Genomic DNA, 24350 nt, shown 5'->3' with positions numbered 1-24350 from the left:
TGGGGATTTGGTGGAAGCCGGAGAGTTGCGCATACTTGTGTATGTGATGACTGAAAGCAGGGAGAGCGTAGTTACCTCGACCATGCAAGAAGTTAAGCGTAGCAGAACCGGAAGTCCGCCAAATCCCCAGACTGCGAGCGCTTGTCGCCGATTTATTTGGGCTATGTTCCAAACTCTACTATAAATAAACCAAGAATGAGGTGCATCACAACCAAATGAATATTTTCAAACGTTTTGCAAAAAGTATCTACTCTCCAGAGGATATTGCAACATTTCGAGCGGATAAAATATGGAAATCGATTCTTTACATAATTCTCATTTCGATTCTGATTTTTTTACCAATCGGCTACCACACAGCAACTGCCGCAAATGATGCTATGCAAGTTGGCGCGGATACGATCAAAAATGACATTCCTGATTTCACGGTGGAAGACGGAAAACTCGTTTCTGATGCTAAAAAACCGATCACCATCGACCAAGGTAGCGTCTTTTTCGTCTTTGATTCGACGGATAGCCTGACCACAGATCAGGTCGATAATCAACTCGGTTCTGCCGACAGCGCCATCGCTTTTTTATCGGATAAAATTTATATTAAAGCGCCTGGTGTGGATCAATCGGTAAGCTATGCGACTGCGGGCATTAAATCCAAAGATGATTTGGTGAGTTTCTACCAGTCAATGGAAGACTTATCGAAATACTTTATTCCGATTTTACTCGGTATTATTTTAATCGCGATGATTCTTGTTTCCTTCTTCAAAGTCGCGCTCTATGCCCTATTCGGCTTTATTATGAGCGGTTTTGGTCGCATGGGAATCAGCTATTTCAACAACTGGAATATCGCGGCATACAGTATGACGCTCGCAGCTGTTTTTACGATGATTATGTACTGGTTCCAAATAGCGGTTCCGTACCTCTCCACCATCAACATGGCCGTCAGCTTCTTCATTATTTTCCTAGTTATTCGGCAAATTCCACCGGTAGACCAGAAGCAACCTGTCAAATAGTTCAATCGGAAAAGACTGTATCTGGCGCGACTGGATATAGTCTTTCCATTTGATATGATGTACAATATTTGGTGTTAAAAATTCCTTTTTTAGCCTTTTCAAATTCTTATAATGGTGACACAATGCCGTTTTCTCACCAATTTCTAATAAACAAGATGGATGATTTTTCACGCGAATAGTGGTATGATTAGTAATGCATTAATAATAACAAATCCTGCAAGTTAGGATTATAAGGAGCGAATCGCTTTGACAGAAAGAACACATAGATCAAATACGCGGCCCGTAAAGGTTGGTAATTTGACCATAGGCGGTAGTAATGAGTTATTTATCCAAAGTATGGCCACAACGAAAACGCACGATGTAGAGGCAACAGTTGCTGAAATTCATCGTCTCGAAGAAGCTGGGTGCCAAATTGTTCGTGTCGCCGTCCCTGATGAGCGCGCGGCGGATGCCCTTGCAGAAATAAAAAGCAGAATTTCGATTCCACTCGTAGCTGATATTCATTTCGATTATCGCTTAGCTTTAAAAGCAATCGATGCTGGTGTCGACAAAATCCGGATTAATCCCGGTAATATCGGTCGTCGTGATCGTGTTGTTAAAGTCGTAAACGCGGCAAAAGCAAAAGGCATTCCGATTCGTATCGGGGTCAACGCCGGTAGTCTCGAGAAGAAATTCATCGAGAAATACGGCTACCCTACTGCAGAAGGTATGGTAGAAAGTGCCCTCGATCATATCAAAATTCTAGAAGACCTCGATTTCCATGATATCATCGTGTCGCTTAAAGCATCCGATGTGAACTTGGCAATCGAAGCCTACGATCTAGCTTCCAAAGCGTTCGATTATCCGCTACATTTAGGGATCACAGAATCAGGTACGCAATTCGCCGGAGGTATCAAAAGTGCCGTCGGTCTTGGCGCGATTCTAAGCAAAGGCATCGGAAATACGCTTCGTGTCTCCCTTTCTGCCGATCCTGTAGAGGAAATTAAAGTAGCGCGTGAAGTCTTGAAATCATTCGGTCTTTCGTCCAATGCCGCGACACTTATTTCGTGTCCAACGTGTGGTCGTATCGAAATCGATTTAATCAGCATCGCGAATGAAGTAGAAGAATACATTTCTACAATCAAAGCACCGATCAAAGTTGCCGTGCTTGGTTGCGCCGTAAACGGTCCTGGTGAAGCTCGTGAAGCCGATATCGGAATCGCCGGTGCCCGTGGTGAAGGCCTTCTCTTCCGTCACGGTAAAATCGTTCGTAAAGTTCCCGAAGAAACAATGGTGGAGGAATTGAAGAAAGAAATCGATATCCTAGCCGAAGAATATTTCGCTAAAAAAGCAGCGGAAGAAGCCGAAGCTGCCAAATAATCCAAATAAACGTTGATGCCTATTGTTGCGCATCGACGTTTTTCTGGTATTCTATTCCCTGCCTGATTTCAGCTTTTTGAAAATAAAGTATTTCAATGTCCACGATGCCGCGACCAACAAAATCAGACAGAATAACTGTAACTCGAAAGTGAACTTTATCCAAATTTTAAAAGAGATTAAGACAACGACAATAATGAATCCTACCATAAAGCTGTTTTCTTTCTTCATGCTTTTCCCCTCCAGATACTGCCTAATACATGCGTGTTATATTATTATTTAACTTTATCCCATATCTGATAATTCAAACATCAAATATTCGCCTATTCTCGCTCATTTGCTTTCATTGCTAATCTTTGTTACCATAGTTAAGGTCAAGGAGCGATTCGTTATCTCCTTCTTAGTTAGTTTGCTAGATTCTACACAAAAACTTATCTAGCAATGAAAGTGAGGAATTATGGGAACAAAAAAGGAAACTTCGCACAAAATTACAAATGTATTTTGGATCACGCTGGCCATCACGCTTGTCTTCGTTACAATCGGGATTTTAACGCCAAAAGGTCTCGCTAGCGTAACTGCGAACATTCAAAATTTTATTACGACAACGTTCGGCTGGTACTACTTAATATTCGTTTCAGTCATCGTGATTTTCTGTTTTTACTTGATTTTTAGTCCGATTGGATCGATCAAACTCGGTAAAGCGGGAGAAAAACCAAAATATTCAACTATTTCTTGGTTCGGAATGCTGTTCAGCGCTGGAATGGGTGTTGGGCTTGTGTTCTGGGGCGCGACTGAGCCGTTATCTCATTATGCGATTTCGAGCCCTGAAGCGGAACCTGGAACGAATCAGGCATTAATGGACGCGTTCCGTTTTTCCTTTTTCCACTGGGGAATTCATGCTTGGGCGATTTACGCTTTCGTTGGGCTGACACTTGCTTACTTCCAGTTTAGACATGATAAGCCGGGGCTAATTAGCGCAACGCTTGACCCGCTTCTTGGCAAATGGATGAAGCCTTCTGTCCGCGTGACGATCGATGTTATCGCCGTATTCGCGACGATTGTCGGTGTTGCAACGACGCTTGGCTTTGGCGCGACACAAATCAATGGTGGTTTGTCCTTTTTATTTGACATTCCAGTTAGTTTTAAAGTGCAGATAATCATTATTGCTATCGTTACCGTCCTGTTTTTGACATCTGCTATGAGTGGGCTTGGTCGCGGTATGAAGTGGCTCAGCAACACGAATATGGTGTTGGCGGTTCTTCTGATGATTATCGTTATTATTGTTGGTCCTACCTTATTGACGCTAAATATGATGACCGACGCTACTGGCGCTTATATGCAAAATTTTATCGGCATGAGTTTCCGGACGTCACCGGTTGATGCGGCGGGTCGTGAATGGATTAATAGTTGGACTATTTTTTACTGGGCTTGGTTTATTTCTTGGTCACCGTTTGTCGGTATTTTCATCGCGCGTGTGTCCAAAGGCCGCCGAATCCGCGAATTTTTAGCTGGTGTTATTTTGTTGCCAACGTTACTAAGTGTAGTCTGGTTCGCTGTTTTTGGAACAGCATCGACGTCCGTGCAGCGCGCTGGATTTGACTTAACGCAACTGAAAACTGAGGAAGTCTTGTTTGGTACTTTTAACCATATGCCACTTGGATCGCTACTTTCTGTGATCGCGATTTTCTTGATTGGTGTATTTTTCATCACATCTGCAGACTCGGCCACATACGTGCTCGGGATGCAAACGATGAATGGCGTGATGAATCCGGCGAATCGTGTCAAATTTATTTGGGGCATTATTCAGTCGCTCATCGCCTCGATTCTACTTTTCAGTGGTGGTTTAGAAGGCTTGCAAAATATGCTGATCATCGTCGCCCTACCGTTTTCGTTTATCATGCTTTTGATGATGCTCTCGTTGTCCAAAGCATTGCGAAAAGAACGGCGCGACCTTGGCCTCTATATCAAACCAAAATCCTTGCGCAAGTCAAATTCTTAGAGGTATGATGGACGAGAAGGAGTGAAGACGAGATGAGAGATTTAAACTATGTCGTTCTTGATTTTGAAACTGCCAATGGTTCACGGACGAGTCCTTGTTCGATTGGCATGGTCAAATATCTGAACGGCGAAAAGCATTCCGAATACTATCAATTAATCAATCCTGAAGAAGATTTCTACGCATCCAACATTCGCGTTCACGGCATTTATCCAGAAGATGTATGGGAATCGCCGAACTGGTTGGAAGTTTATCCAAGTATTATTAACTTTATCGGTGATTTACCAGTCGCCGCCCATTTTGCAACGTTTGATATCAATGTTTTCCGCGCTACAACAAAGAAATACGATCTGCCATTACCCGCAAATCTATATTTCTGTTCCTGTGTGCTATCGCAAAAAATATTGCCGCTGCGTTCGCATAAGTTGAATCTTGTCGCTGATTATTTTGGGATCACCTTTGAGCATCACCACGCGTTGGAAGATTCCATCGTTGCGGCTGATATCGTGTGTGAGCTCGCCAATATCCAGCAGGTCCATACGATTCCGGAGTTAGTGGATTCGATTGGTTATCAGTTTGGGCAAATAAATGGTACTAATTTTGTAACCAAGAAAAAAACGCGTTCCCGCTAATGGGGCGCGTTTTCTTGTGTTTATCCAACTTTTGCGAGGCAGTCTGGGCATTTTCCATACACTTCAAACTTGTGACCCTCGACTTGATATCCCGGCAATGCTTCTTCTAGAAAATCCATCGGGCACATCCGAATTTCGCGGGTTTTCCCACATTCCATACAAATAAAATGATGATGATGCTCTTCATGCGCACACGACAACCGGAAATGTTTCTCGCTCGACAACTCGGTTTCCTCAAATAAATCCAATTCCACAAATAAAGACAAATTACGGTAAATCGTATCGAAACTAATCCCTGGAAAATCCTCTTTCATGCACTCTAAAACTTCTTTTGCCGTCATGTAACGATTTTTTCGCGCAAAAAGGTTGATTAGAAATTCGCGCTTATCCGTATGTTTGTATCCTTTTCGTTTCATTAATTGCAATGCTTCATTCGCTGTTAGAGACATTCGAATCACTTCTTTCGGCTATCGCCAGTTTTTGTTTAATTTTTTGAACACTAATCGTTATAACTAAAATAAGAACAGAGATGATAACAATCGAGCCACCCGGAGCTAAGTCGAGGTAAAAGGCGCTCACAAGGCCGCCTATCACCGATATTTCCCCGAACAGAATCGCATAAGCAATCGTTTGTTTAAAGCCGTTAGCGATACGAATTGCGGCCGCTACAGGCAAGGTCATAAGCGACGACACGAGTAGAATCCCCACAATACGCATGCTGGATGCAATCACGAGCGCTACTAACAGCATGAAAATCACGTCAACCACTTTTGCAGGAATTCCCGAAGCATTCGCGTACTCTTCGTCAAACGATAACAAAAATAGTTCTTTATACAAGAAAAATACAGTGAGTAATACGACAAAAGCTGTCGCCAAAATCGTCCACATATCCGAGGTACTCACGGCGCTGACACTTCCGAATAAGTAGCTGAACAAATCTGTATTAAAGCCATTTGCAAGCGATATAAAAATAACACTGAATCCCATCCCCGCCGACATAATAATCGGAATCGCCAGTTCTTGGAATTGTTTGTATACATTGCGTAGTTTTTCCATCAATAGAGACCCGCCGACTGCAAAACCGAAGCCGAGATACAGCGGGTTAAGCGCCACAAGTGGTAGGTACATCTTGCTTAAATAGAGGCTCACCGCGATGCCCGCCAAACTGACATGACTTAGCGCATCCGCCATCAAAGACAGCCGCCGAACCACGATAAAGCTTCCCAAAAGCGGTGCCACAATCCCAATCACGATGCCGACGATAAACGTATTTCGGATAAAATCATATTCAAACATGTTCGCAATCACAATGTGTCACCCCAATCCGACTCGCCTCAAGCGCCTCAAGTTCTCGTTCCTCTAAGTACAGCTGATAATCAACGGCCGTCCCGTCAAAAAGCACCTTCGTATTCATGCTGACAATATGATCAACATACGAATTCACCGCCAGAATATCATGCGTCACAAGCAACATCGTAATGTCCTCTTTCGCATTCAACTCTTTCAACAACTCGTAAAAAGACGCCACATTCTGCGCATCAATACCGACTGTCGGCTCATCCAAAATCAGCACTTCCGGCTTACTCACAAGCGCGCGGGCGATAAAAACACGTTGCTGCTGCCCACCAGAAAGCTCACCGATATTCCGCCCCGCAAACCGTCTCATATCCACAATGTCCAGCGCCTCATAGACCGCTTCAAAATCATGGCGATTCAACCGACGAAACATCCCTTTCTTCTTCACCAAACCGCTAGACACGACTTCCTTCACCGTCGCCGGAAAAGCACCGTTAAACGCGTTCGATTTTTGCGATACGAAGCCAATTTTAGACCAATCTTTAAATTCGGCGTGCGGCTTTCCAAATAACGTAATCTCGCCCTGTTGTATTTTTAAAAGCCCTAAGATCAGTTTCAGTAAAGTCGATTTCCCAGAACCATTCGGCCCAATAATCCCTGTAAAACTGCCTTTTTTGATTGATAAGTTGATTCTCTGGAGCACTTCTTCTTTATCGTAATGGTAGGAAATGTTCGCTACCTTTAATATCTCATCCATACCTTGAAAAAACTCCTTCTATACTTAAAAATCACTACTTCATCTAGTATACATAAAAAAGCCGAACCTGTAAATCGTAATCACTCTTATTTATGGTTTTTATTCGTTTATCAGATGATTAATGAACGCCGATAAAGGGAAAGCACAACTATGGAGGTGCTTGAAATGAAACTAATCTGGATGTATCTGTGCTTTGTGATCATGGTTGGCATGAATGCACTCGCTAATATTTTGCCGCTGAATGGCCTGAATACTGGCGAAATTTCCAACCAGCTCGATGTTTTATTTACGCCGGCGGGATATGTATTTATTATTTGGGGCGTTATTTACGTCAGCTTGTTTATCTGGCTCATCGCGCTGACTTTTAACCGAAAAAATGTGACAAAAGCGCTCGCCTTTTCGTTCTCCGTCACGTCTTTACTGAACGGTTTATGGATTGTTTGCTGGCATTATGGGTATTTTCTAGGCTCTGTGGTCGTGATGGTCTTGCTGTTAATCGGACTCACCACACTGTATAAAGCGCAACAAACCGTGACAAAATCGCTTATTTGGAGGGCGCCGATCAGTCTCTATTTAGGCTGGGTAAGCGTGGCAACTATCGCAAATATTTGTTATTACCTCACTTGGAAGGAAATCACTAGCTTTCTAGGGCTGAGCGAGGTCGCCTGGACGATTGCGTTACTCATTATCGCGACGCTTATTGCCTATACTTTTCGAGCCCGCGAAAACGATTGGATCGCGCCACTTGTCTTTGTCTGGGCATTCGTCGGTATTTACGTTCGCGTGCTGGATTGGAACGCAGTTGTTTCGTATACAGCGCTGATTCTAGCAATTGTGTTATTCTTGGCAAACTTCATTCCGATTCGTCGGAGGACATAGGTGTTAAAAATGCGTTTTCCACTCGGGAAAACGCATTTTGCTAGATTTTTTTTCGCATCTGGATTTGTGTTGCTATTTTTTCGAAGCCCTTATCTAGTAAAATAGGGATATATTCGCTTGTCACGACTTCATTAAATAAGGCGCAAGAAATACTGCCATATGTGTCATAAAACGCCTGTAATAAACCTAAAATCTGATCTGGCGCATTGCTTAGCCTCACTTGCAAAAGAATCAGATTATCAGCCGAAACCCCGTACACAATATAGCCCAGCTGCTCCCCATTCCGCCAAATAGTCGCGATTTTATGATGTGCTGCAATCCTATTTTGCCACGGTAAGGCATCCTCTTCCAACGCTATGTATGCTGCCAGATCGCTCACTTCTTTCAACCGATAGCCCGCAATACCGTAATCCTGCAAGCTCCCAGTGAGATAAATCAGCTCATTTATTTCCGTGTAGCCGAGCTTTTGATAGAGTCGAAGCGCCGGGATATTTTCCGAAATCACCTCTAAACGCGACTCATCCACACCCTGCCCCCGGTACCCCACAAAAAGCCGCTCCAAAAGTTGACGCGATAGGCCCATTTTTCTAAATCTCGGCACAACCGCGAGCCCGCCAATCCAAGCCATTCTCGTATTCCCGAAATCGCGCGTTCCCGTCAATATAATCGCCGCAGCCTCGCCATCCACTTTTGCGATAAATGACTCGTGTGGTGATTGTTGTAGTTTCTCCATTCGTGTCGTGAAACTCGCCTCGGTCATAGCAGCTGGTACGAGGTAGTCTGCGAACGCCTCATTCCACAGCGCCACTTGTTCCTCTAACGGTATCGTATCCAAACGTTGTATCTCCAAATCAACCGCTCCCCTCACGGTAGAAAAAGAAGTAGCCTACACACTAAGCTACTTCTCCTCCATTATTATTTCGCAAAAATCTCTGTCAAAATTGGCACGACTTGCTTCTTACGCGATACAACACCAGCTAGCGGTGCTACATTCGCCGCAAAAACAACGCCATACGCCGCTTCGACTTTATCCGTTTTGCTACCAAGCGCAATGGCTACAGAATCATTCGTCAAAATATTCGTAACGACGAACAAATACAAATCAAGACCTTTATCAGCGATCCGTTTGCTCATTTCTGCTTCCACTTCCGTTTGGCGCACCAACACGTCTTTTTCGTCGACAACATTGATTTGCGCGATTTCTACTTTGGAACCGCCCATTTCGAATTCTTTGGCATCCAGCAATAGTTCAGGAACCGTTTTAGTCGTCACATCTGCGCCAGCTTTTAGCATGTCCAAGCCGTATGTAGCTGTTTCAACTCCCGCGATAGCCGCTAATTTCTCCGCGATTTCTTTATCTTCCGGTGTACACGTTGGTGATTGGTACAACAAAGTATCGGAAATAATCGCCGAAAGCATCAGACCCGCCGTCGTTTTCGAAATGTCGATGCCTTTTTCCTGGAACATTTTGAAAAGGATTGTCGCCGTACAACCAACTGGCTCCGCGCGGTAATACAAAGGATCTGCCGTTTCAAAATTAGCGATACGATGGTGATCGATGACTTCTACAACGGTAACATCAGCAATATCAGCTACGCTTTGTTGTTTTTCATTATGATCTACTAAGCTAACCGTTTTTACTTCATTCGCAACCGTTTCAACAAGACGCGGTGCTTCTACCTTAAAATAATCAAGGACGAAAGCCGTCTCGCTGTTGATTTCGCCAAGACGAACCGCTTCGATTTCTTGCCCTTGCGCTTTCTTTAATTCTGCATACGCAATCGCAGAACAAATCGTATCTGTATCCGGGTTTTTATGTCCAAAAACGAGTGATTTTGTCATGTTTTTATCTCCTTTATTAGCGCCTTATTCGGCCGCCATGATTTTCGTCAAAAGATCTGGATCGAATGTCTGACTACGAAGCATCGCAATTTCATGCTTGTACGGAGCCTTCTTATTCTTCTTATCTTCCCCAACGTACGGCGTTTCCAGAATCTTAGAAATGTCGTCCAGCTGCGGATGATGCACAATATAATTCAGCGCGTCAAAGCCAATGTGACCAAAACCAATATTCGCGTGACGGTCTTTATGCGCGCCTCGTTCATTCTTACTATCATTGATATGCAAAACTTTCAAGCGATCCAAACCAATGATTTTGTCAAATTGATTCAGAACGCCGTCAAAATCGTTCACTATATCGTAACCAGCATCATGCACGTGACACGTATCAAACGTCACAGAAAGCAACTCATTATGCGTCACGCCATCCATAATCGCAGCGATTTCTTCAAACGTTCGGCCAATCTCGGTCCCTTTTCCAGCCATTGTTTCCAGCGCTACTTGCACATTCTGATCCGGTTTCAACGATTCATTCAAGCCTTTAATAATTTGCTTGATGCCCGTTTCTGCACCTTCCCCAACATGCGCGCCTGGATGAAGCACGATTTGTTTCGCGCCAAGAGCCGCTGTACGTTCCACTTCCGATTGTAAAAAAGTGACGCCGATTTCAAATGTTTCTGGTTTCACGGCGTTTCCAATATTAATGATGTAAGGCGCATGCACCACGATATCCGTGATGTCATGCTCTTTCATATGCGCAAGTCCCGCTTCAATGTTCAAGTCTTCAATCGGTTTGCGTCGTGTATTTTGTGGCGCGCCCGTGTAGATCATGAATGTGTTCGATCCATAGGACGCTGCTTCCTGACTTGCGGCAAGCATCATATCCTTGCCGCTCATCGAAACATGTGAGCCTAATCTTAACATGCTAGTTACCTCCCGCGTTTGTTCATTTTTCTTTCGCGACGTTTAATTTCATTCATTTTGTAGTTCAGTTTCTTTTTGTAGTTTGGCTTGCCTTTTTCTTTGGCTTTTTTACGCATACCGATTTCGCGTGGATCCGCTGCTTCGCGCTTCGCTTCTCGTTTTTGGCGACGATTACGGTCATCTGCATCCACAAATTCGCCATTCTTCAGATCGACGTGCTTGAACTCGATGTTCATTTTTTCCAGTTGGTTCAGCGCATCCTCATCCGATGGTTCGTAAATCGTTAGCGCGATACCAGAGTGCCCGGCACGGCCTGTACGACCCGTTCTATGGATATAAAAATCAAGATCGCTCGGCAACTCGTAGTTAATAATATGGCTGATTCCTTGAATATCAATACCACGTGCGGCTAAATCAGTCGCTACAACGTATTGGTACTCTAGGCTTTCTAGCTGTTTCATTGTACGTTTACGCTCACGAGCTTCGACGCCACCATGAATTTTCGCTACTTTCAAACCGCGTTCCGTCAAGCCTTTTGCCACTTCATCCGCCATTGCTTTCGTATTGGTGAAAACAACCGCCAAATATGGTTGATAAGCTACGAGCGCGTCTTTTAGAATATCGATTTTCTGCTTACTACGGCGAGCAATCAATTGGTGCGCCACGTCCGCATTAGCTACCGCTTGAGGCTGAATATGCTCATAACGCGGATTTTCCATGTATTTCTTCAAGAAAGGCTTCAATTTTTGCGGGATTGTCGCTGAGAAAACAAGCATTTGCAGGTTCTCAGGCATTTTGCTCGCAATTTGATCGACATCCATCAAGAATCCCATGTCAAGCGTCATATCGGCTTCATCAACAACAAAAACTTGCGTTGTATGAACGAGTAGCGCTGTTTCACGAATTAAATCATTGATCCGACCAGGCGTACCAACAACAATATGCGGCTGCTGTTTCTTCAAACGGTCAATCGTTCTTTGTTTATCCGTACCACCAATAACGAGCAGTGAGCGAATTTCGTCATCGCTATATTTGATGAGTTTTTTGATTTCGTTATGAATTTGCGTTGCGAGCTCGCGGCTAGGTGCTGTAATAACTGCCTGCACACTATCTTTGTCCGCTCTAATTTTGTTGATGATTGGCAGTAAGAAAGTATGCGTCTTCCCAGTTCCCGTTTGAGATTGTCCCACGACGCTTTCGCCTTTCATAATTGCCGGAATTAATTTCTGTTGTACCTCCGTTGGTTCATAAAAACCTAATTTATCAATGGCAAGCTGAATAAAAGGTTGAAAATGAAATTGATCAAACCTTGTTTTTTTGTTCATTTTTCCACTCCGTTCTGTTCCTAAACGTTAGTATATCACATAAAGCCGTCTATAGTCACTACAAAAATAGGATTATAACTCCTCCATTAAAGATTTATAGAATTTTTCGCCTCGTGGGGTCGCATGGTATAGTTTTTTATCCGCAATTTTCACAATACCTCGTTTGACATACCCATGTAACTCCAACCAGTAAATAGTCCGGAGAAGCGTGTTTTTGTTAATGCTTTTTGAGTTTTCAAGAAATTCTTTATGTTGCAATTTTAAGATAGTGAAGGTTTTTTCGTGCATAATAAGATGTAATGTTTCTTTTATAGCTTCATGACTCGGATCAAGTATATCTGTCACGCCCCTTTGTTGTAATACAATATACATTCTGACATCTATTATTTTACACTATTTAGGATATTTCCGCATATGTATTTGCCTCGTTTAACGCTTTGAAAATTCAGCCAGTTGAAACCATGCGAAATCTGGCTTATAATAGAAAAGTAGTCGGCATTTTTGTTGTCCTGCCTAACTATTGCTACACCTTGAGAAATTTAGGAGGTTTAACATTGGAAATTATAAAGATTGCCCCTCGTGGTTATTGTTACGGCGTGGTGGATGCGATGGTGATTGCGCGCAATGCTTCACTCGATCCGAACCTGCCCCGCCCCATTCATATACTCGGCATGATCGTTCATAATCAACATGTCACAGAAGCTTTTGAAGATGTTGGGATTGTCACACTTGATGGCCCGAATCGGGAAGCTATTTTAGACCAAATCGATAGCGGAACCGTCATTTTCACAGCACATGGTGTTTCGCCGGCCGTGAAGGAACGCGCGAAAGCGAAAGGCCTCACAACGCTTGACGCCACGTGTCCAGATGTGACGCGAACGTACGATTTAATTTTAGAGAAGAAGCATGAAGGTTTTCATGTGATTTATATCGGCAAAAAGGGCCATCCAGAGCCAGAAGGTGCTGTAGGTGTTGCGCCGGATATCGTGCATCTCGTAGAAAATATGGAAGATGTTGATGCCTTGCCGCTTACTGACGAAAAAGTTTTTGTCACGAATCAAACGACGATGAGTCAGTGGGACGTGATGGATTTGATGGATTATATTCAGTCGGTCTATCCGCAAGCCGAGCAGCATCAAGAAATTTGTATGGCGACTCAAGTTCGTCAAGAAGCCGTTGCAAAACAAGCAAAAGGTGCAGATGTGACGATCGTTGTCGGTGATCCAAGAAGTAACAACAGTAATCGTTTGGCGCAAGTATCCGAAGAAAAAGCTGGTGTCCCTGCGCATCGGATTGCCAACATTGAAGAGCTGAATCTAGATTGGATTAAAGATGCCAAAAAAGTGGCCGTAACAGCTGGAGCGAGTACGCCGACGCAAATCATCCGAGAAGTCCTCGTTTTCCTAGATGCCTATGACCCAGAAGATTCTACCACATGGGAGCGCAAACATGATGTCGATCCAGTCAGCATTTTACCACGTGCCCGTAAGAAAAATATTGAAAAACAACGCGCTGCTCGTTTAGAACACTTAAAAAACGGTGGCAAATAATGAAAAAGGATTAGAGCCTGGTTACTGCGCTCTAATCCTTTTTACGTATTTTAGTAGAAAGTAAACGGATTCGTATTTCGTTCTGATACAATGAAATCCACTTCATATCCGTATACTTGACTTGCCTCATCGAACTGCTTCAATAAGCTAGCCTTCATGACTTTCTCGATATAATGTCCCGCATCAATCGTCGGCAAATCAATCGCCATTAAATCATGACCAGTATGATAATAAATATCGCCAGTAATATAAACGTCGGCTCCCGCACGCTTCACATCATGGATAAATTTATTCCCATCCCCGCCAATAATCCCAACTTTACGCACGGTACGATTCGTGTCCCCAATAACTCGCACGTTCTCAATCGAAAGCTTCTCCTTCACAAAACCAATAAACGCCTTTAAATCCATTGTTTTAGGTAAATTCCCGATTCGACCAAGTCCCATTTGTGACGTCACATTTTCGATGGGATAAATATCAATAACCGGAACTTCATAAGGATGCGATAATTTCACCGCTTTCACGATTCGATCCATTTCAGAATGCGGAAAAATCGCTTCAATCTTCACTTCCTGCACCGTTTCAAGATCACCAGGTTTCCCAATCGTCGGATTCGCCCCATCATGCGGCAAGAAACGCCCAGTCCCTTCCACCGAAAAAGTACACTCAGAATAGCGATCTGAAAAACGTCCAGCACCATTGTTCACCAACGCCAAACGAATCTGCTCCTCTGCAAAATCAGGCGTGTAAACCGCAATTTTGCTATAGGTTTCTGTATATGTAGGAACAATAATCTCCGTATCGCCGAGCCCCAGCAAGTCACTAATCACGTCATTCACCCCGCCATTCGCGATATCTAGGTTCGTGTGCGCCGCGTAAACGATAATATCATGCTTAATCAACTTCTTCACAATTCTACCTTGAGGCGTCCCGAAGTCAATCTTTTTAAGCGGTCTAAAGAGCAATGGATGGTGTGCAATAATCATGTCCACACCTTTTTCAATCGCCTCATCTACCACATTTTCTAGTACATCCAACGTAAACATAATTTTGCGGACTTTACGTGCTAAATCACCAATTTGAAGCCCAATAGGATCGCCTTCCATCGCGTATTTCTTAGGTGCAATGCCCTCTAAAATAGCGATGTATTCGTAACCATTTGCTACTTTCATCGTAACACATCCTCTATTATCCTTATTTTCGCATCCAACTCCGCCAATTTCGCTGCATTTTTCGCATTATTAGCATCAATCTTAGCTTGAATTCTCTTCCAGTTATTCAACTCATGTCCCCACTTCGCCTGAAAAACGGCTGACTTCTCTCGCATTAAAAATGGCCCCAATAAACGCTCCGCATCTGAATAAACAACCGCATTCTCGCTCGGTTCCAAGACTAATATCTCATAGGTCTTATTATCCTCACGCAAAATCGTTTCTGCTGTAAGCCCCCACTGGTTGACTTCGCCCCATTCACGTAACTGATGCGCCGCGATGTTAGGTTGTAAAACTAGACGCTTCACGTCCGCTAATTTCGCTGCATCAGCTTCCAAAATCGAACGGATAAGCGCCCCGCCCATTCCTGCAATAACGATGGTATCAATCGCGTCTTCCTGCTCAATAACTGCCAAGCCATCGCCTTTACGAACAGCTATTTCATTGACTAAATCAAGACTCTTCACTTGTTTTGTCGCGGATTGGAACGGACCTTCTACAACCTCGCCGGCAATCGCAAATTTTACTTGTCCTTTTTGAACTGCATAGCACGGCAAATAAGCATGGTCACTGCCAATATCTGCAATTCGTGATCCTGCTGGCACATAAGATACTACTTTTTCTAATCGTTCTGATAATTGTTGCTCGTTCACAAAAAAACCTTCCTTTGTAAAAAAGAGAGCGCGATTATTACGCACTCTCCTCTGAAATTTTTATTCTAAGAAATCTTTTAGTTGTTTGCTACGGCTTGGATGTCTTAATTTGCGTAGCGCTTTTGCCTCGATTTGACGAATACGCTCACGAGTAACACCAAATACACGACCAACCTCTTCAAGAGTGCGCGTACGGCCATCATCTAGACCAAAACGTAGACGAAGCACGTTCTCTTCACGGTCTGTCAACGTATCAAGAACATCTTCTAACTGCTCTTTCAGCAATTCGTATGCCGCATGATCTGATGGTGATGTCGCTTCTTGATCCTCAATGAAATCACCAAGGTGTGAATCATCTTCTTCACCGATTGGCGTTTCAAGAGATACTGGCTCTTGTGCGATTTTTAGGATTTCACGAACTTTTTCTGTTGGTAAATCCATTTCTTCGCCGATTTCTTCCGGCGTTGGATCACGTCCTAAATCTTGGAGTAAGGAACGTTGCACGCGGATTAATTTGTTAATCGTTTCGACCATATGAACGGGGATACGAATCGTACGTGCTTGATCGGCAATGGCACGGGTGATCGCTTGACGAATCCACCATGTCGCATACGTACTGAATTTGAACCCTTTGTTAAAGTCAAATTTCTCAACGGCTTTCATTAATCCCATGTTACCTTCTTGAATCAAATCCAAGAATAACATGCCTCGACCAACGTAACGTTTCGCAATGCTGACAACAAGGCGTAAGTTAGCTTCTGCCAAACGTCCTTTTGCCTCAACATCGCCTTGTTCGATACGTTTCGCTAAGGCAATTTCTTCATCCGCAGAAAGTAGATTCACGCGTCCGATTTCCTTTAGATACATCCGCACAGGGTCATTAATTTTAACACCTGGAGGCACGCTCAAATCGTTCAAGTCGATCTCGGCAGTTTCTTCTTTGATTAACTCCGCTTCATTCGGATCGTCTTCCTCATCATCGTCAGAAACCTCAATCGTTAATACTGTCAGCAACTCTAAAAATTCGTCCATTTGGTCGCTATCTAAAGTAAATGGCGCAAGTTTGGCAGCGATCTCGGCGTACGTTAAAGACCCCTTCTTCTTGCCATCTTCAATTAATAATTCTTTTGCTTTATCTAGGTTCAAATCTTCTGGTTTCGTTTCTTGCGGTTTTTTAGCCATAGTCTGCCATGTCCTCCTTCCAAAATAACCGTCAATGATATACCTTACCTCATTGCCCAGTTTCTAAACACTTGACGCGCTCTGAATCATACTTAGAGAGCGCTAGTGCATGATTCTATATTTGTAGGTATGCCTGTTGTAACATCTTTCGTGTGAGTTGTTTTTTTTACCTTAAATATTACGTTTTAAATCAGCCCGCATCGTCGTGATAGTTCTGGCGAGTTCTAATGCCAACGCCATCTCCCCCTGTTGCGAGGCTACTAATAGCTGTTGCTCTTTTTCTTTAATATCCCGTTCAATGCCGGCTTTTCTTAAGCTGCAAATGTAATCTTGGTACTCTTCGTTGGTCACATCTGTATTTACGACCATCATTTCGAGTTCACTGACTAAATTTCGCGACACCTCATTAGGAATTTGATCCATCAAAGCGAGCGGATTCGCATCATTTCCAGATGCATAAAACCCGATTAAATGCGTATACAACGCTTGATAGTTATCATGATAAAAATCGATTTCCTGCTCCTGCATCATATTCCGAATCTGAATAAATGCATCACGATCTTCCAGCATGTATTTCAACAGGCGCTTCTCTGAAGTCAAACCCGCTGATGGCGCTTGCGTCGGTTGCTGAAAATGAAATTCCTCATAAACAGGCCCACCGCCACTATCATAGACTGGGTAATCGCCAAAATCCTCTGGCGGAGGTCCACCATAATCACGCGTCTTTGGCTTCGCAGTCGTCGCAACAGATTGCTGTAACTGCTGTTTCAACGCTTCCATCGACAGCTCAAATTCCGAGCCCAACTGTTTCAAATAAAGCTCTCGCTCCACCGCTTGATCCAGCTTGCCGATTTCAACGAGCGCTTCTCCCAAATAAGCAATTTTGTCCGTCTCATTCTGAAGATTACGATTCCGTCTCAAAAACTGCAGTTTAAAAGCCGTCCAGCTCAAGCGTTGATGTGCGTAAATCTCTGCAAATTTCTCTGCGCCTTCTGAGCGAATAAAATCATCCGGATCTTTCCCATTCGGCAACTGCAACACAAAAACCTCTAACCGGTGCTGCTCTGCCAGTAGTGTTCCAGCTTTGAAACTCGCTTCAATACCCGCGCGATCCCCATCATAACAAATAATCGCTCGGTTCGTAACACGCCGAATCATCTGGACATGTTCCTCGGTTAGCGAGGTCCCCATCGAGGCCACACCATTTTGAAACTCCGCTGACACACCAGAAATAACATCCATATATCCTTCCAACAACAGGATTTCCTCTTTTTTTCGAATCTCCTGTCTTGCATCAGAAAAATGGTATAAAATATTTCGCTTATTAAAAATCGGCGTCTCCGGACTGTTCAAATATTTCGGCCCATCCTCCTGATTAAAAAGCCGACCCGAAAAACCGACCAACTGCCCGCGATCATTCTTAATCGGGAACATAATACGATTACGGAACCGGTCTACTATGTTACCATCATCGCGCTCCGTAAGCAAGCCACATTCCACCGCAAGCGGTAAATCAACCTCACGCTTCTTCAAAAAAGTGGTTACCGTCAGCGCATCTGCCGGTGCAAAACCAATCTCAAAATGATCTAATTCCTGCTCCGACATGCCCCGATCGAGCAAGTATTGTAAAGCTTCTTGCCCTTCCTCGGTCTCCATCAACAAATAATGATACAATTTACTCGTCAATTGATGGATTTCAATCATCTTGCCTTCTTGACTGTCTGGCCGATTGGCAGGCGTTCCGTCACCAGAAGATATCTCAATATCTAACGGAATATGTGCCATGTCAGCCACTTTCTTCACTGACTCGACAAACGAAAGCCCATCAATCTGCATTAAAAATGAAAAAACATTGCCTCCCTTACCACACCCAAAACAATGGAAAATCTGTTTCTCAGGTGATACCGAAAAGGATGGTGTTTTCTCGCCATGAAAAGGACAAAGCCCCGTGTAATTACGCCCTTGTTTCTTAAGCTGAACATAATTTCCAACCACGTCCACAATGTCTGCTTGGGAACGTATCTCATCAATTTTTTCTTCTGGAATCCGTTGCATCTTCTATTATAACCTCACTTTTATAAACGTATCCAGCTTGTGTAAAAAATTCTCGTTATCTTGGAAACTCATCGCTCGTGGGCCCTTGCTATACTTGCCTTGCCTACGTTCTTTCGCGTGTAAATACCGCATATCAAGCATCATTGCCATCTCACTCTCGCGATATTCCTCCCCACGATTAGAAAAAGTAGCGACGTCTTTCGCAATCAACATGCTAGCAAGCCCAATATCTTGAGTTACCACAATATCGCCGCTCTTCGCTAAATTAAGTATGCGCATGTCGGCAGATTCCTTATCCGTATCGACAAAAACCCATTCTTCACCTGCTGGCAAATTCACAGAGAAGTGATTATATGACGCCACAAAAGTCATGGGCAAATCATACTTCTTCGCTAGTTCACGGATCTCATCCTTCACAGGACAAGCATCTGCATCGATAAAAATCTTCATGTTTCTCCCTCCTCATATCTATTCACTGTTATATTTGGAGAAAACACATAACCCACACACAAAAATATATTATAGGCGATCAAAACAAGAATTTCCACCGTTTTAATCGCTATAATATATATATTCGCCATAAAATCTGATTTTCCTTCTATAATTCTAAATTTTCATCAACAATTTCACCGATATGCATTAAAATGTCGTTTGCCGTCTCTTCAATCGCTTTATTTGTAACATCTAAGACGTAACATCCCAGCTTATTCGTGAGCTCCGTAAATATCTCTAGCTCTGCGTCAATCCGATCATGGCTCGCGTAATTACCAACCCCACTAAGTCCAATCGAAGCCAGCCGTTTTTCACGAATCTGGTTCAATTTTTCCTTGCTGATTTTTAAGCCGATAATCTTATTCGGATCGATTTCGAACAGCTCTTCTGGAACTTGCGCTTCTGGAACAATCGGGACATTGGCTACTTTCAAGCCTTTGAGCGCCAAATATTGCGAAAGCGGCGTTTTAGATGTCCGTGAAATCCCGATTAGCACGTAGTCAGCTTGCAACAAACCGCGCGGATTCCGACCATCATCGTTCTCCACCGCAAATTCAATCGCAGCCACTTTTCGGAAATAGGCTTCGTCAAGCGATCGCACCATACCAGGCTCAGAAAGTGGCTTAATTTGATACGTCTCTTCCAACTGCGCCAGGAGCGGCCCGAAAATATCAATAATCGGTACGCCGAAACTTTTCGCGGTTTTATTTAACTCCTCGCGCACTTCCTCCACAACGATGGTATGCACGATAATTCCGTTGTTCACCGCCACTAAATCAACAATTTCCTCAATCATATCCGGTGTGTCCACGTGATGAAAACGGTGAATGAACTGCGGACTCTTGCCAAATTGCATCAAAGCCGCACGCGTTACTAGTTCTGCCGTTTCTCCCGTTGAATCTGAAACGACGTAAACTGCTGGTTGTGTCATTGTTATTAACTCCTTTCATGAAAACTTACTTCACGTTTATTTCTTCGATTTGAGCAAATTCCTTAATAAAGCTCGCCAGTTCAAACAACAATGCCAAGCGATTATTTCGAACGGCTTCATCGTCACTCATCACAAGCGTATTCTCAAAATAAGCATCAATCGCTGTACGTAACGCTGCAAAAGCTCGCAATCTGTCCACGATAATCAATGTCGGATAATCTTGTTTCAACTTTTGAACCGCATCAAATAACTGTTGCTCCGACTCATTTTCAAAAAGACCAGGATCGATCGTGATGTCGCCGCCTTGATGTTTTTTAGAAATATTGACAACACGTGCAAGAGCTTCCATTGTTGGACGGAACCACTCGGCATCGCGATTCTTATTTAGCAACTCCGCGCGCTCAATCAGCTCCGGCACGACATTGCTGCCAGCGCTAACGACCGCATCAATAATATCATGACGAATTTGTTGATCAGAAAGGATCGCGCGTAATCGATTTTGCAAGAATAATTCTACCTGCTCGAAAACCTCTTCGCTTGGAATCGTATTCAGGCCTTCTGCACGCTCAATTTCGACCGTATCCGCTAATACGCTAAGTAGTCGGATATCCCAGTTCTTCGCTTGAATAATCCGCATAATTCCCAGTGCGCTACGACGTAAACTAAATGGATCCGCCGAACCAGTTGGCACGATATTCACACAGAAAAATCCAGTCAATGTTTCTAGCTTATCCGCAACTGCAAGCAGAGCACCGATATCGCTTTGTGGCAGTTCACCGTCCGCCGATGTTGGCATATAATGCTCCCGAATCGCCGTCGCCACTTCCGCATCTTCGCCTTGTAATAACGCATATTTTTCACCCATGATTCCTTGTAATTCAGGGAATTCACCGACTAAATTCGTTACTAAGTCAAATTTATAAATATCCGCAACACGCGCGATTTTCCCTTTTTGTGCCTCTGTCATGTTGAGTTGTTCCGCGATAATTAGCGCCACTTTTTTCACGCGAACCATTTTTTCCGTCAGCGTTCCTAGTTTTTCATGGAAAACGATATTGTTCAGTTTTGCCACCGCTTCGTCAATCGTGATTTTCAAATCTTCTTGATAGAAGAAATCCGCATCAGATAGCCGCGCGCGCAGTACTTTTTCATTCCCTTTCGCAACGGTTTCTAAATGTTCGTGATTTCCGTTTCGAACGGTGATAAAGTACGGGCGCAACTTGCCTGCCTCGTCAACCACTGGGAAATAGCGTTGGTGCTCCTTCATCGTCGTAATCAGAACTTCCTCAGGCAACTCCAAATACGCCTCATCAAAAGTAGCGTGCAGAACCGTCGGATATTCGACTAAATTATTGACCTCTTCCAAAAGATCCGCATCAACAGGAATCTTCCAGTTTTCTACCGCTTCGATTTCCTCAATTTGACTCACAATCGCCGCTTTTCGTTTCGCTGCATCCGCAACCACAAACTGGCTCAAAAGCGCTTCCTCATACTCAGCAGGGTTCGAAATCGCCACAGAACCGCCCAAGAAGCGATGTCCACGCGTTTCATTTCCAGTTGTTACATTCGTAATTTCAAACGGAATAACTTGATCGCCAAACAAAGCTATCAACCATTTAATCGGACGAATATATTTCAAATCATAGGCTGCCCAGTGCATGCTAACTGGGAACGTCATCGAAGTAACGATTTGGCGCATCTCTGGCAGTAAATCCACCGTCGCCGCACCTTTTACTTCCTTCTCTAAATAAATATATTCCACACCGTTAATTTCGCGGAACTCAAGCGTATCAGGATCAACACCTTGGCCTCTCGCAAAGCCTTGCGCGGCTTTTGACCAATTGTCCTCCGCATCTTTCGCGATTTTTTTGGCAGGTCCTTTCGACTCTTCCACACGATCCGCTTGTTTTTCAGCTAAGTCTTTCACGATCACGGATAAACGGCGAGGACTCGAGTAAACTTCTGTTGTTTTATATTCTAAATCATTCTCTGCAAGCCATTTTTCGACGCGTTCTTGTAATTGTTTCACAGACGCAGTGATATATTTCGCTGGCATTTCCTCTAAACCAATTTCCAATAGAAAATCTTTACTCATGATCTGCGCCCTCCTTTTCTTTCAACAGTGGGAATCCTAGTTTTTCACGCTCATTGTAAAAAGTTTTCGCAATACGACGCGCTAAATTCCGAATTCTAGCGATATATTGCGCGCGTTCCGTCACTGAAACAACGCCCTTTGCATCGAGTAAGTTAAATGTATGCGAGCATTTCAACACATAATCATATGCCGGAAAAACAAGGCCCTCTTCCATTTGACGACCCGCCTCGCGTTCATACGTATCAAAAAGCGATAATAACATGTCCCCGTTCGACGTCTCAAATGCATACTTCGAGTTCTCGTACTCCGCTTGATAAAAAATATCACGATACGAAATGCCATCCGTCCATTCCAAATCAAACACGTTTTCTTTTTCTTGAATATACGAAGCCAAACGCTCTAAACCATACGTGATTTCGGATGTCACAGGTGAACATTCCAAGCCACCGACTTGCTGGAAATACGTGAATTGCGTGATTTCCATTCCATCCAACCAAACTTCCCAACCAAGACCCGCGCAACCAAGCGATGGATTTTCCCAGTTATCCTCAACAAAGCGAATATCGTGCTCTAACGCGTTAATGCCAAGCTTTTCAAGCGAACCCAGATACAGCTCTTGAATGTTATCCGGTGACGGCTTCATCACCACTTGGAATTGGTGATGCTGGAATAAACGGTTCGGATTTTCCCCATAACGACCATCAGCAGGGCGACGAGAAGGCTCCACGTAACCCGCTTTCCACGGCTCAGGGCCAATCGCTTTTAAAAATGTATACGGGCTCATTGTCCCCGCACCTTTTTCCACATCATAGGATTGCAACATAATACAACCTTGTTCAGACCAATAATCTTGCAGCGTTCGGATCATCGTTTGTAAATTCATCAAATCCACCTCCATAAAATTAGGCATATAAAAACCCTCGTCTCTATGCCTCCAAAAAGAAAAGCATAGGGACGAGAGTTATACTCACGCGGTTCCACCCTATTTGAACAGATCATACCCCAATGTAAATCGGCGACAAGCGCTCGATTTGTGTAAAGCCGTATTTTACGCCCTACCCGTTTTAAAAAATGGTTTGGCGTTTTTTACGTCTTCGCGAAAGGGTATTCTCAAATCCCACCTTGATTTCGTCTGTGCTCGGGAAGGCCTTCTTAAAAAGATTCACATTCGGCTCACACCATCTCCGAACTCGCTTTGAAAAGAGCTTTTTAATACTATTTTTCCGTCGTTGCACCTTTTGTATATACATTAAAATTTACCGCATTTTGAGCAGAAAGTCAATCCTCACCTTCTTTTTTCGTTGGGTCCTTTAAAAGTGTATCCCAGTTCTTCATATTATTAAGGAATTTCTTGCTCTTCAAATAAAGACCCGAATACTGTTCGTAGTAGGTATCAATCGCGCGCTGAACCTCTTCTTTCGTCTCCTGCTTCACATCAATATTCCCTAACCGATCCAATTGGAAAATATAAAATAAACGCATCAGCTTCACCGATTTCTCCGTCATATGAAGTCGGTATTTATCGCGTTCAAAACAGCGGTGACACACGATTCCATTCGCATACGCCGAGAAATCAAATCGCCCTTCCGTCTGCCCACAAATCGCGCACCGGTCCATCGTCGGATACAAACCTAACACCGAAAGCATCTTCATCTCAAAAATCTGCGTCAACACCTGCGGATCGTACCCTTCATCAATATGGTGAATAATTTGATAAAAAAGGTTATACAGCGGACCATTCGCTTGCTGTTCCTCCGTCGCTTTATCTAACAATTCACACGCATACGTCGCATAGGCCGTCAGAAAAATATCGGTTTGGATGGATGAAAAAGAAGTAATTGCTTCGCCTTGTTGCAAAGTTCCTAAGCCACGATTCGGGTAAAAAGTGAAGACGCCGTTTGTAAATAGTTGTGTCACAGCAGCCAGCCGACTCTTTGTTTTTTTCGCGCCACGTGCGACTAAACCAATTTTGCCATACTCCTTCGAATAAATGACAACGATTTTATCAGATTCCCGGTAATTGGTCGTTCGAATGACGATTCCTTCACATTTTTCCATCTCGATTCACTCCTCAACTTCTATTATACAACACCAATTTGAAAAAAAGGCAGATTTTCGTTTATTTAATGCGCGCACTATTGTACAATAGTAGTATTACGATATAAAGGGAGCG

The 24350-nt window shown here is 43.6% G+C and carries 24 protein-coding genes; 6 read left to right on the top strand and 18 right to left on the bottom strand.

Features of this window, described 5'->3' with window-relative positions; translation table 11 throughout:
- Positions 1-215 precede the first annotated feature (215 nt).
- Together DUK53_RS01435 and ispG are read left to right on the top strand one after the other, a co-directional pair.
- Positions 216-1004, top strand: a complete 789-nt coding sequence (locus DUK53_RS01435) for a DUF1189 domain-containing protein (RefSeq protein ID WP_036131243.1) — start codon at positions 216-218, stop codon at positions 1002-1004.
- A 246-nt stretch (positions 1005-1250) separates the two neighbouring features.
- The gene (gene ispG, locus DUK53_RS01430; RefSeq protein WP_036094132.1) at positions 1251-2363 is read left to right on the top strand and encodes a flavodoxin-dependent (E)-4-hydroxy-3-methylbut-2-enyl-diphosphate synthase; all 1113 of its coding nucleotides are present in this window, start codon (positions 1251-1253) and stop codon (positions 2361-2363) included.
- A 51-nt stretch (positions 2364-2414) separates the two neighbouring features.
- On the opposite strand, the gene DUK53_RS17445 is transcribed toward ispG, so the two are convergent.
- On the bottom strand, positions 2415-2591 hold the full coding sequence (locus DUK53_RS17445) for a hypothetical protein (protein ID WP_156110586.1): 177 nt from the start codon (positions 2589-2591) through the stop codon (positions 2415-2417).
- 226 nt (positions 2592-2817) lie between these two features.
- Here DUK53_RS17445 and DUK53_RS01425 point away from each other — a divergent pair, with 226 nt between their 5' ends.
- On the top strand, positions 2818-4359 hold the full coding sequence (locus tag DUK53_RS01425; protein WP_036094135.1) for a glycine betaine uptake BCCT transporter: 1542 nt from the start codon (positions 2818-2820) through the stop codon (positions 4357-4359).
- A 32-nt stretch (positions 4360-4391) separates the two neighbouring features.
- Complete coding sequence (locus DUK53_RS01420) at positions 4392-4988, top strand: 3'-5' exonuclease (RefSeq protein WP_036094136.1); 597 nt, start codon at positions 4392-4394, stop codon at positions 4986-4988.
- Positions 4989-5008: 20 nt separating this feature from the next.
- On the opposite strand, the gene DUK53_RS01415 is transcribed toward DUK53_RS01420, so the two are convergent.
- The 3 genes from DUK53_RS01415 to DUK53_RS01405 are packed head-to-tail and all read right to left on the bottom strand — an operon-like array spanning position 5009 to position 7041.
- Positions 5009-5437: a Fur family transcriptional regulator gene (locus DUK53_RS01415; RefSeq protein ID WP_036094139.1), complete on the bottom strand. Its 429-nt coding sequence runs from the start codon at positions 5435-5437 to the stop codon at positions 5009-5011.
- Positions 5418-6284, bottom strand: a complete 867-nt coding sequence (locus tag DUK53_RS01410) for a metal ABC transporter permease (RefSeq protein WP_483306200.1) — start codon at positions 6282-6284, stop codon at positions 5418-5420. The genes DUK53_RS01415 and DUK53_RS01410 overlap by 20 nt, the downstream gene beginning before the upstream one ends.
- Positions 6277-7041: a metal ABC transporter ATP-binding protein gene (locus DUK53_RS01405; RefSeq protein ID WP_036131248.1), complete on the bottom strand. Its 765-nt coding sequence runs from the start codon at positions 7039-7041 to the stop codon at positions 6277-6279. The genes DUK53_RS01410 and DUK53_RS01405 overlap by 8 nt, the downstream gene beginning before the upstream one ends.
- Before the next feature lie 165 nt (positions 7042-7206).
- Between DUK53_RS01405 and DUK53_RS01400 the strand changes: the two genes are divergently transcribed.
- Entirely contained in the window at positions 7207-7920 is a 714-nt protein-coding gene (locus tag DUK53_RS01400; RefSeq protein ID WP_036094144.1) for an LTA synthase family protein, read from the top strand.
- A 40-nt stretch (positions 7921-7960) separates the two neighbouring features.
- Here DUK53_RS01400 and DUK53_RS01395 read toward each other — a convergent pair whose 3' ends face one another.
- The 5 genes from DUK53_RS01395 to DUK53_RS01375 form a co-directional block, all read right to left on the bottom strand.
- Positions 7961-8770 (bottom strand): GNAT family N-acetyltransferase, encoded by an 810-nt coding sequence (locus tag DUK53_RS01395; protein ID WP_036094145.1) that lies wholly within the window; start codon positions 8768-8770, stop codon positions 7961-7963.
- A gap of 65 nt (positions 8771-8835) precedes the next feature.
- The gene (locus DUK53_RS01390) at positions 8836-9762 is read right to left on the bottom strand and encodes a manganese-dependent inorganic pyrophosphatase (RefSeq protein ID WP_036094146.1); all 927 of its coding nucleotides are present in this window, start codon (positions 9760-9762) and stop codon (positions 8836-8838) included.
- A 24-nt stretch (positions 9763-9786) separates the two neighbouring features.
- Entirely contained in the window at positions 9787-10683 is an 897-nt protein-coding gene (locus tag DUK53_RS01385; protein WP_036094148.1) for a deoxyribonuclease IV, read from the bottom strand.
- 5 nt (positions 10684-10688) lie between these two features.
- Entirely contained in the window at positions 10689-12008 is a 1320-nt protein-coding gene (locus DUK53_RS01380; protein ID WP_036094150.1) for a DEAD/DEAH box helicase, read from the bottom strand.
- Positions 12009-12080: 72 nt separating this feature from the next.
- Positions 12081-12353, bottom strand: coding sequence for a DUF3116 family protein (locus DUK53_RS01375; RefSeq protein ID WP_124892532.1), 273 nt, complete (start codon positions 12351-12353; stop codon positions 12081-12083).
- A 209-nt stretch (positions 12354-12562) separates the two neighbouring features.
- Here DUK53_RS01375 and DUK53_RS01370 point away from each other — a divergent pair, with 209 nt between their 5' ends.
- On the top strand, positions 12563-13558 hold the full coding sequence (locus tag DUK53_RS01370) for a 4-hydroxy-3-methylbut-2-enyl diphosphate reductase (RefSeq protein ID WP_036131251.1): 996 nt from the start codon (positions 12563-12565) through the stop codon (positions 13556-13558).
- Positions 13559-13608: 50 nt separating this feature from the next.
- On the opposite strand, the gene DUK53_RS01365 is transcribed toward DUK53_RS01370, so the two are convergent.
- The 9 genes from DUK53_RS01365 to recO form a co-directional block, all read right to left on the bottom strand.
- Positions 13609-14730, bottom strand: a complete 1122-nt coding sequence (locus tag DUK53_RS01365) for a Nif3-like dinuclear metal center hexameric protein (protein WP_036094154.1) — start codon at positions 14728-14730, stop codon at positions 13609-13611.
- Positions 14727-15422: a tRNA (adenine(22)-N(1))-methyltransferase gene (locus DUK53_RS01360; protein ID WP_036131473.1), complete on the bottom strand. Its 696-nt coding sequence runs from the start codon at positions 15420-15422 to the stop codon at positions 14727-14729. The genes DUK53_RS01365 and DUK53_RS01360 overlap by 4 nt, the downstream gene beginning before the upstream one ends.
- 60 nt (positions 15423-15482) lie before the next feature.
- Positions 15483-16604 carry an RNA polymerase sigma factor RpoD gene (rpoD, locus tag DUK53_RS01355; RefSeq protein WP_036094155.1) on the bottom strand — a complete coding sequence of 374 codons (1122 nt, stop codon included), beginning with the start codon at positions 16602-16604 and terminating at the stop codon, positions 15483-15485.
- 171 nt (positions 16605-16775) lie between these two features.
- The gene (gene dnaG, locus DUK53_RS01350; protein WP_036131254.1) at positions 16776-18659 is read right to left on the bottom strand and encodes a DNA primase; all 1884 of its coding nucleotides are present in this window, start codon (positions 18657-18659) and stop codon (positions 16776-16778) included.
- A 6-nt stretch (positions 18660-18665) separates the two neighbouring features.
- Entirely contained in the window at positions 18666-19109 is a 444-nt protein-coding gene (locus DUK53_RS01345; protein ID WP_036094158.1) for a YaiI/YqxD family protein, read from the bottom strand.
- Between the two features lie 148 nt (positions 19110-19257).
- Complete coding sequence (locus DUK53_RS01340) at positions 19258-20082, bottom strand: pyruvate, water dikinase regulatory protein (protein ID WP_036094160.1); 825 nt, start codon at positions 20080-20082, stop codon at positions 19258-19260.
- A 25-nt stretch (positions 20083-20107) separates the two neighbouring features.
- Positions 20108-22177, bottom strand: a complete 2070-nt coding sequence (glyS, locus tag DUK53_RS01335) for a glycine--tRNA ligase subunit beta (RefSeq protein ID WP_036131256.1) — start codon at positions 22175-22177, stop codon at positions 20108-20110.
- The gene (gene glyQ / locus DUK53_RS01330) at positions 22170-23060 is read right to left on the bottom strand and encodes a glycine--tRNA ligase subunit alpha (RefSeq protein WP_036094199.1); all 891 of its coding nucleotides are present in this window, start codon (positions 23058-23060) and stop codon (positions 22170-22172) included. The genes glyS and glyQ overlap by 8 nt, the downstream gene beginning before the upstream one ends.
- A gap of 395 nt (positions 23061-23455) precedes the next feature.
- The gene (gene recO / locus DUK53_RS01325) at positions 23456-24235 is read right to left on the bottom strand and encodes a DNA repair protein RecO (RefSeq protein WP_036131260.1); all 780 of its coding nucleotides are present in this window, start codon (positions 24233-24235) and stop codon (positions 23456-23458) included.
- Positions 24236-24350 lie beyond the last annotated feature (115 nt).

Origin of the sequence: Listeria sp. SHR_NRA_18 (assembly GCF_003856515.1) — a bacterium.
Classification (GTDB): Bacteria; Bacillota; Bacilli; order Lactobacillales; family Listeriaceae; genus Listeria_A; species Listeria_A newyorkensis.
The sequence above is the reverse complement of the archived record's forward strand: the minus strand, read 5'-3'. Positions and strand labels throughout refer to the sequence as shown.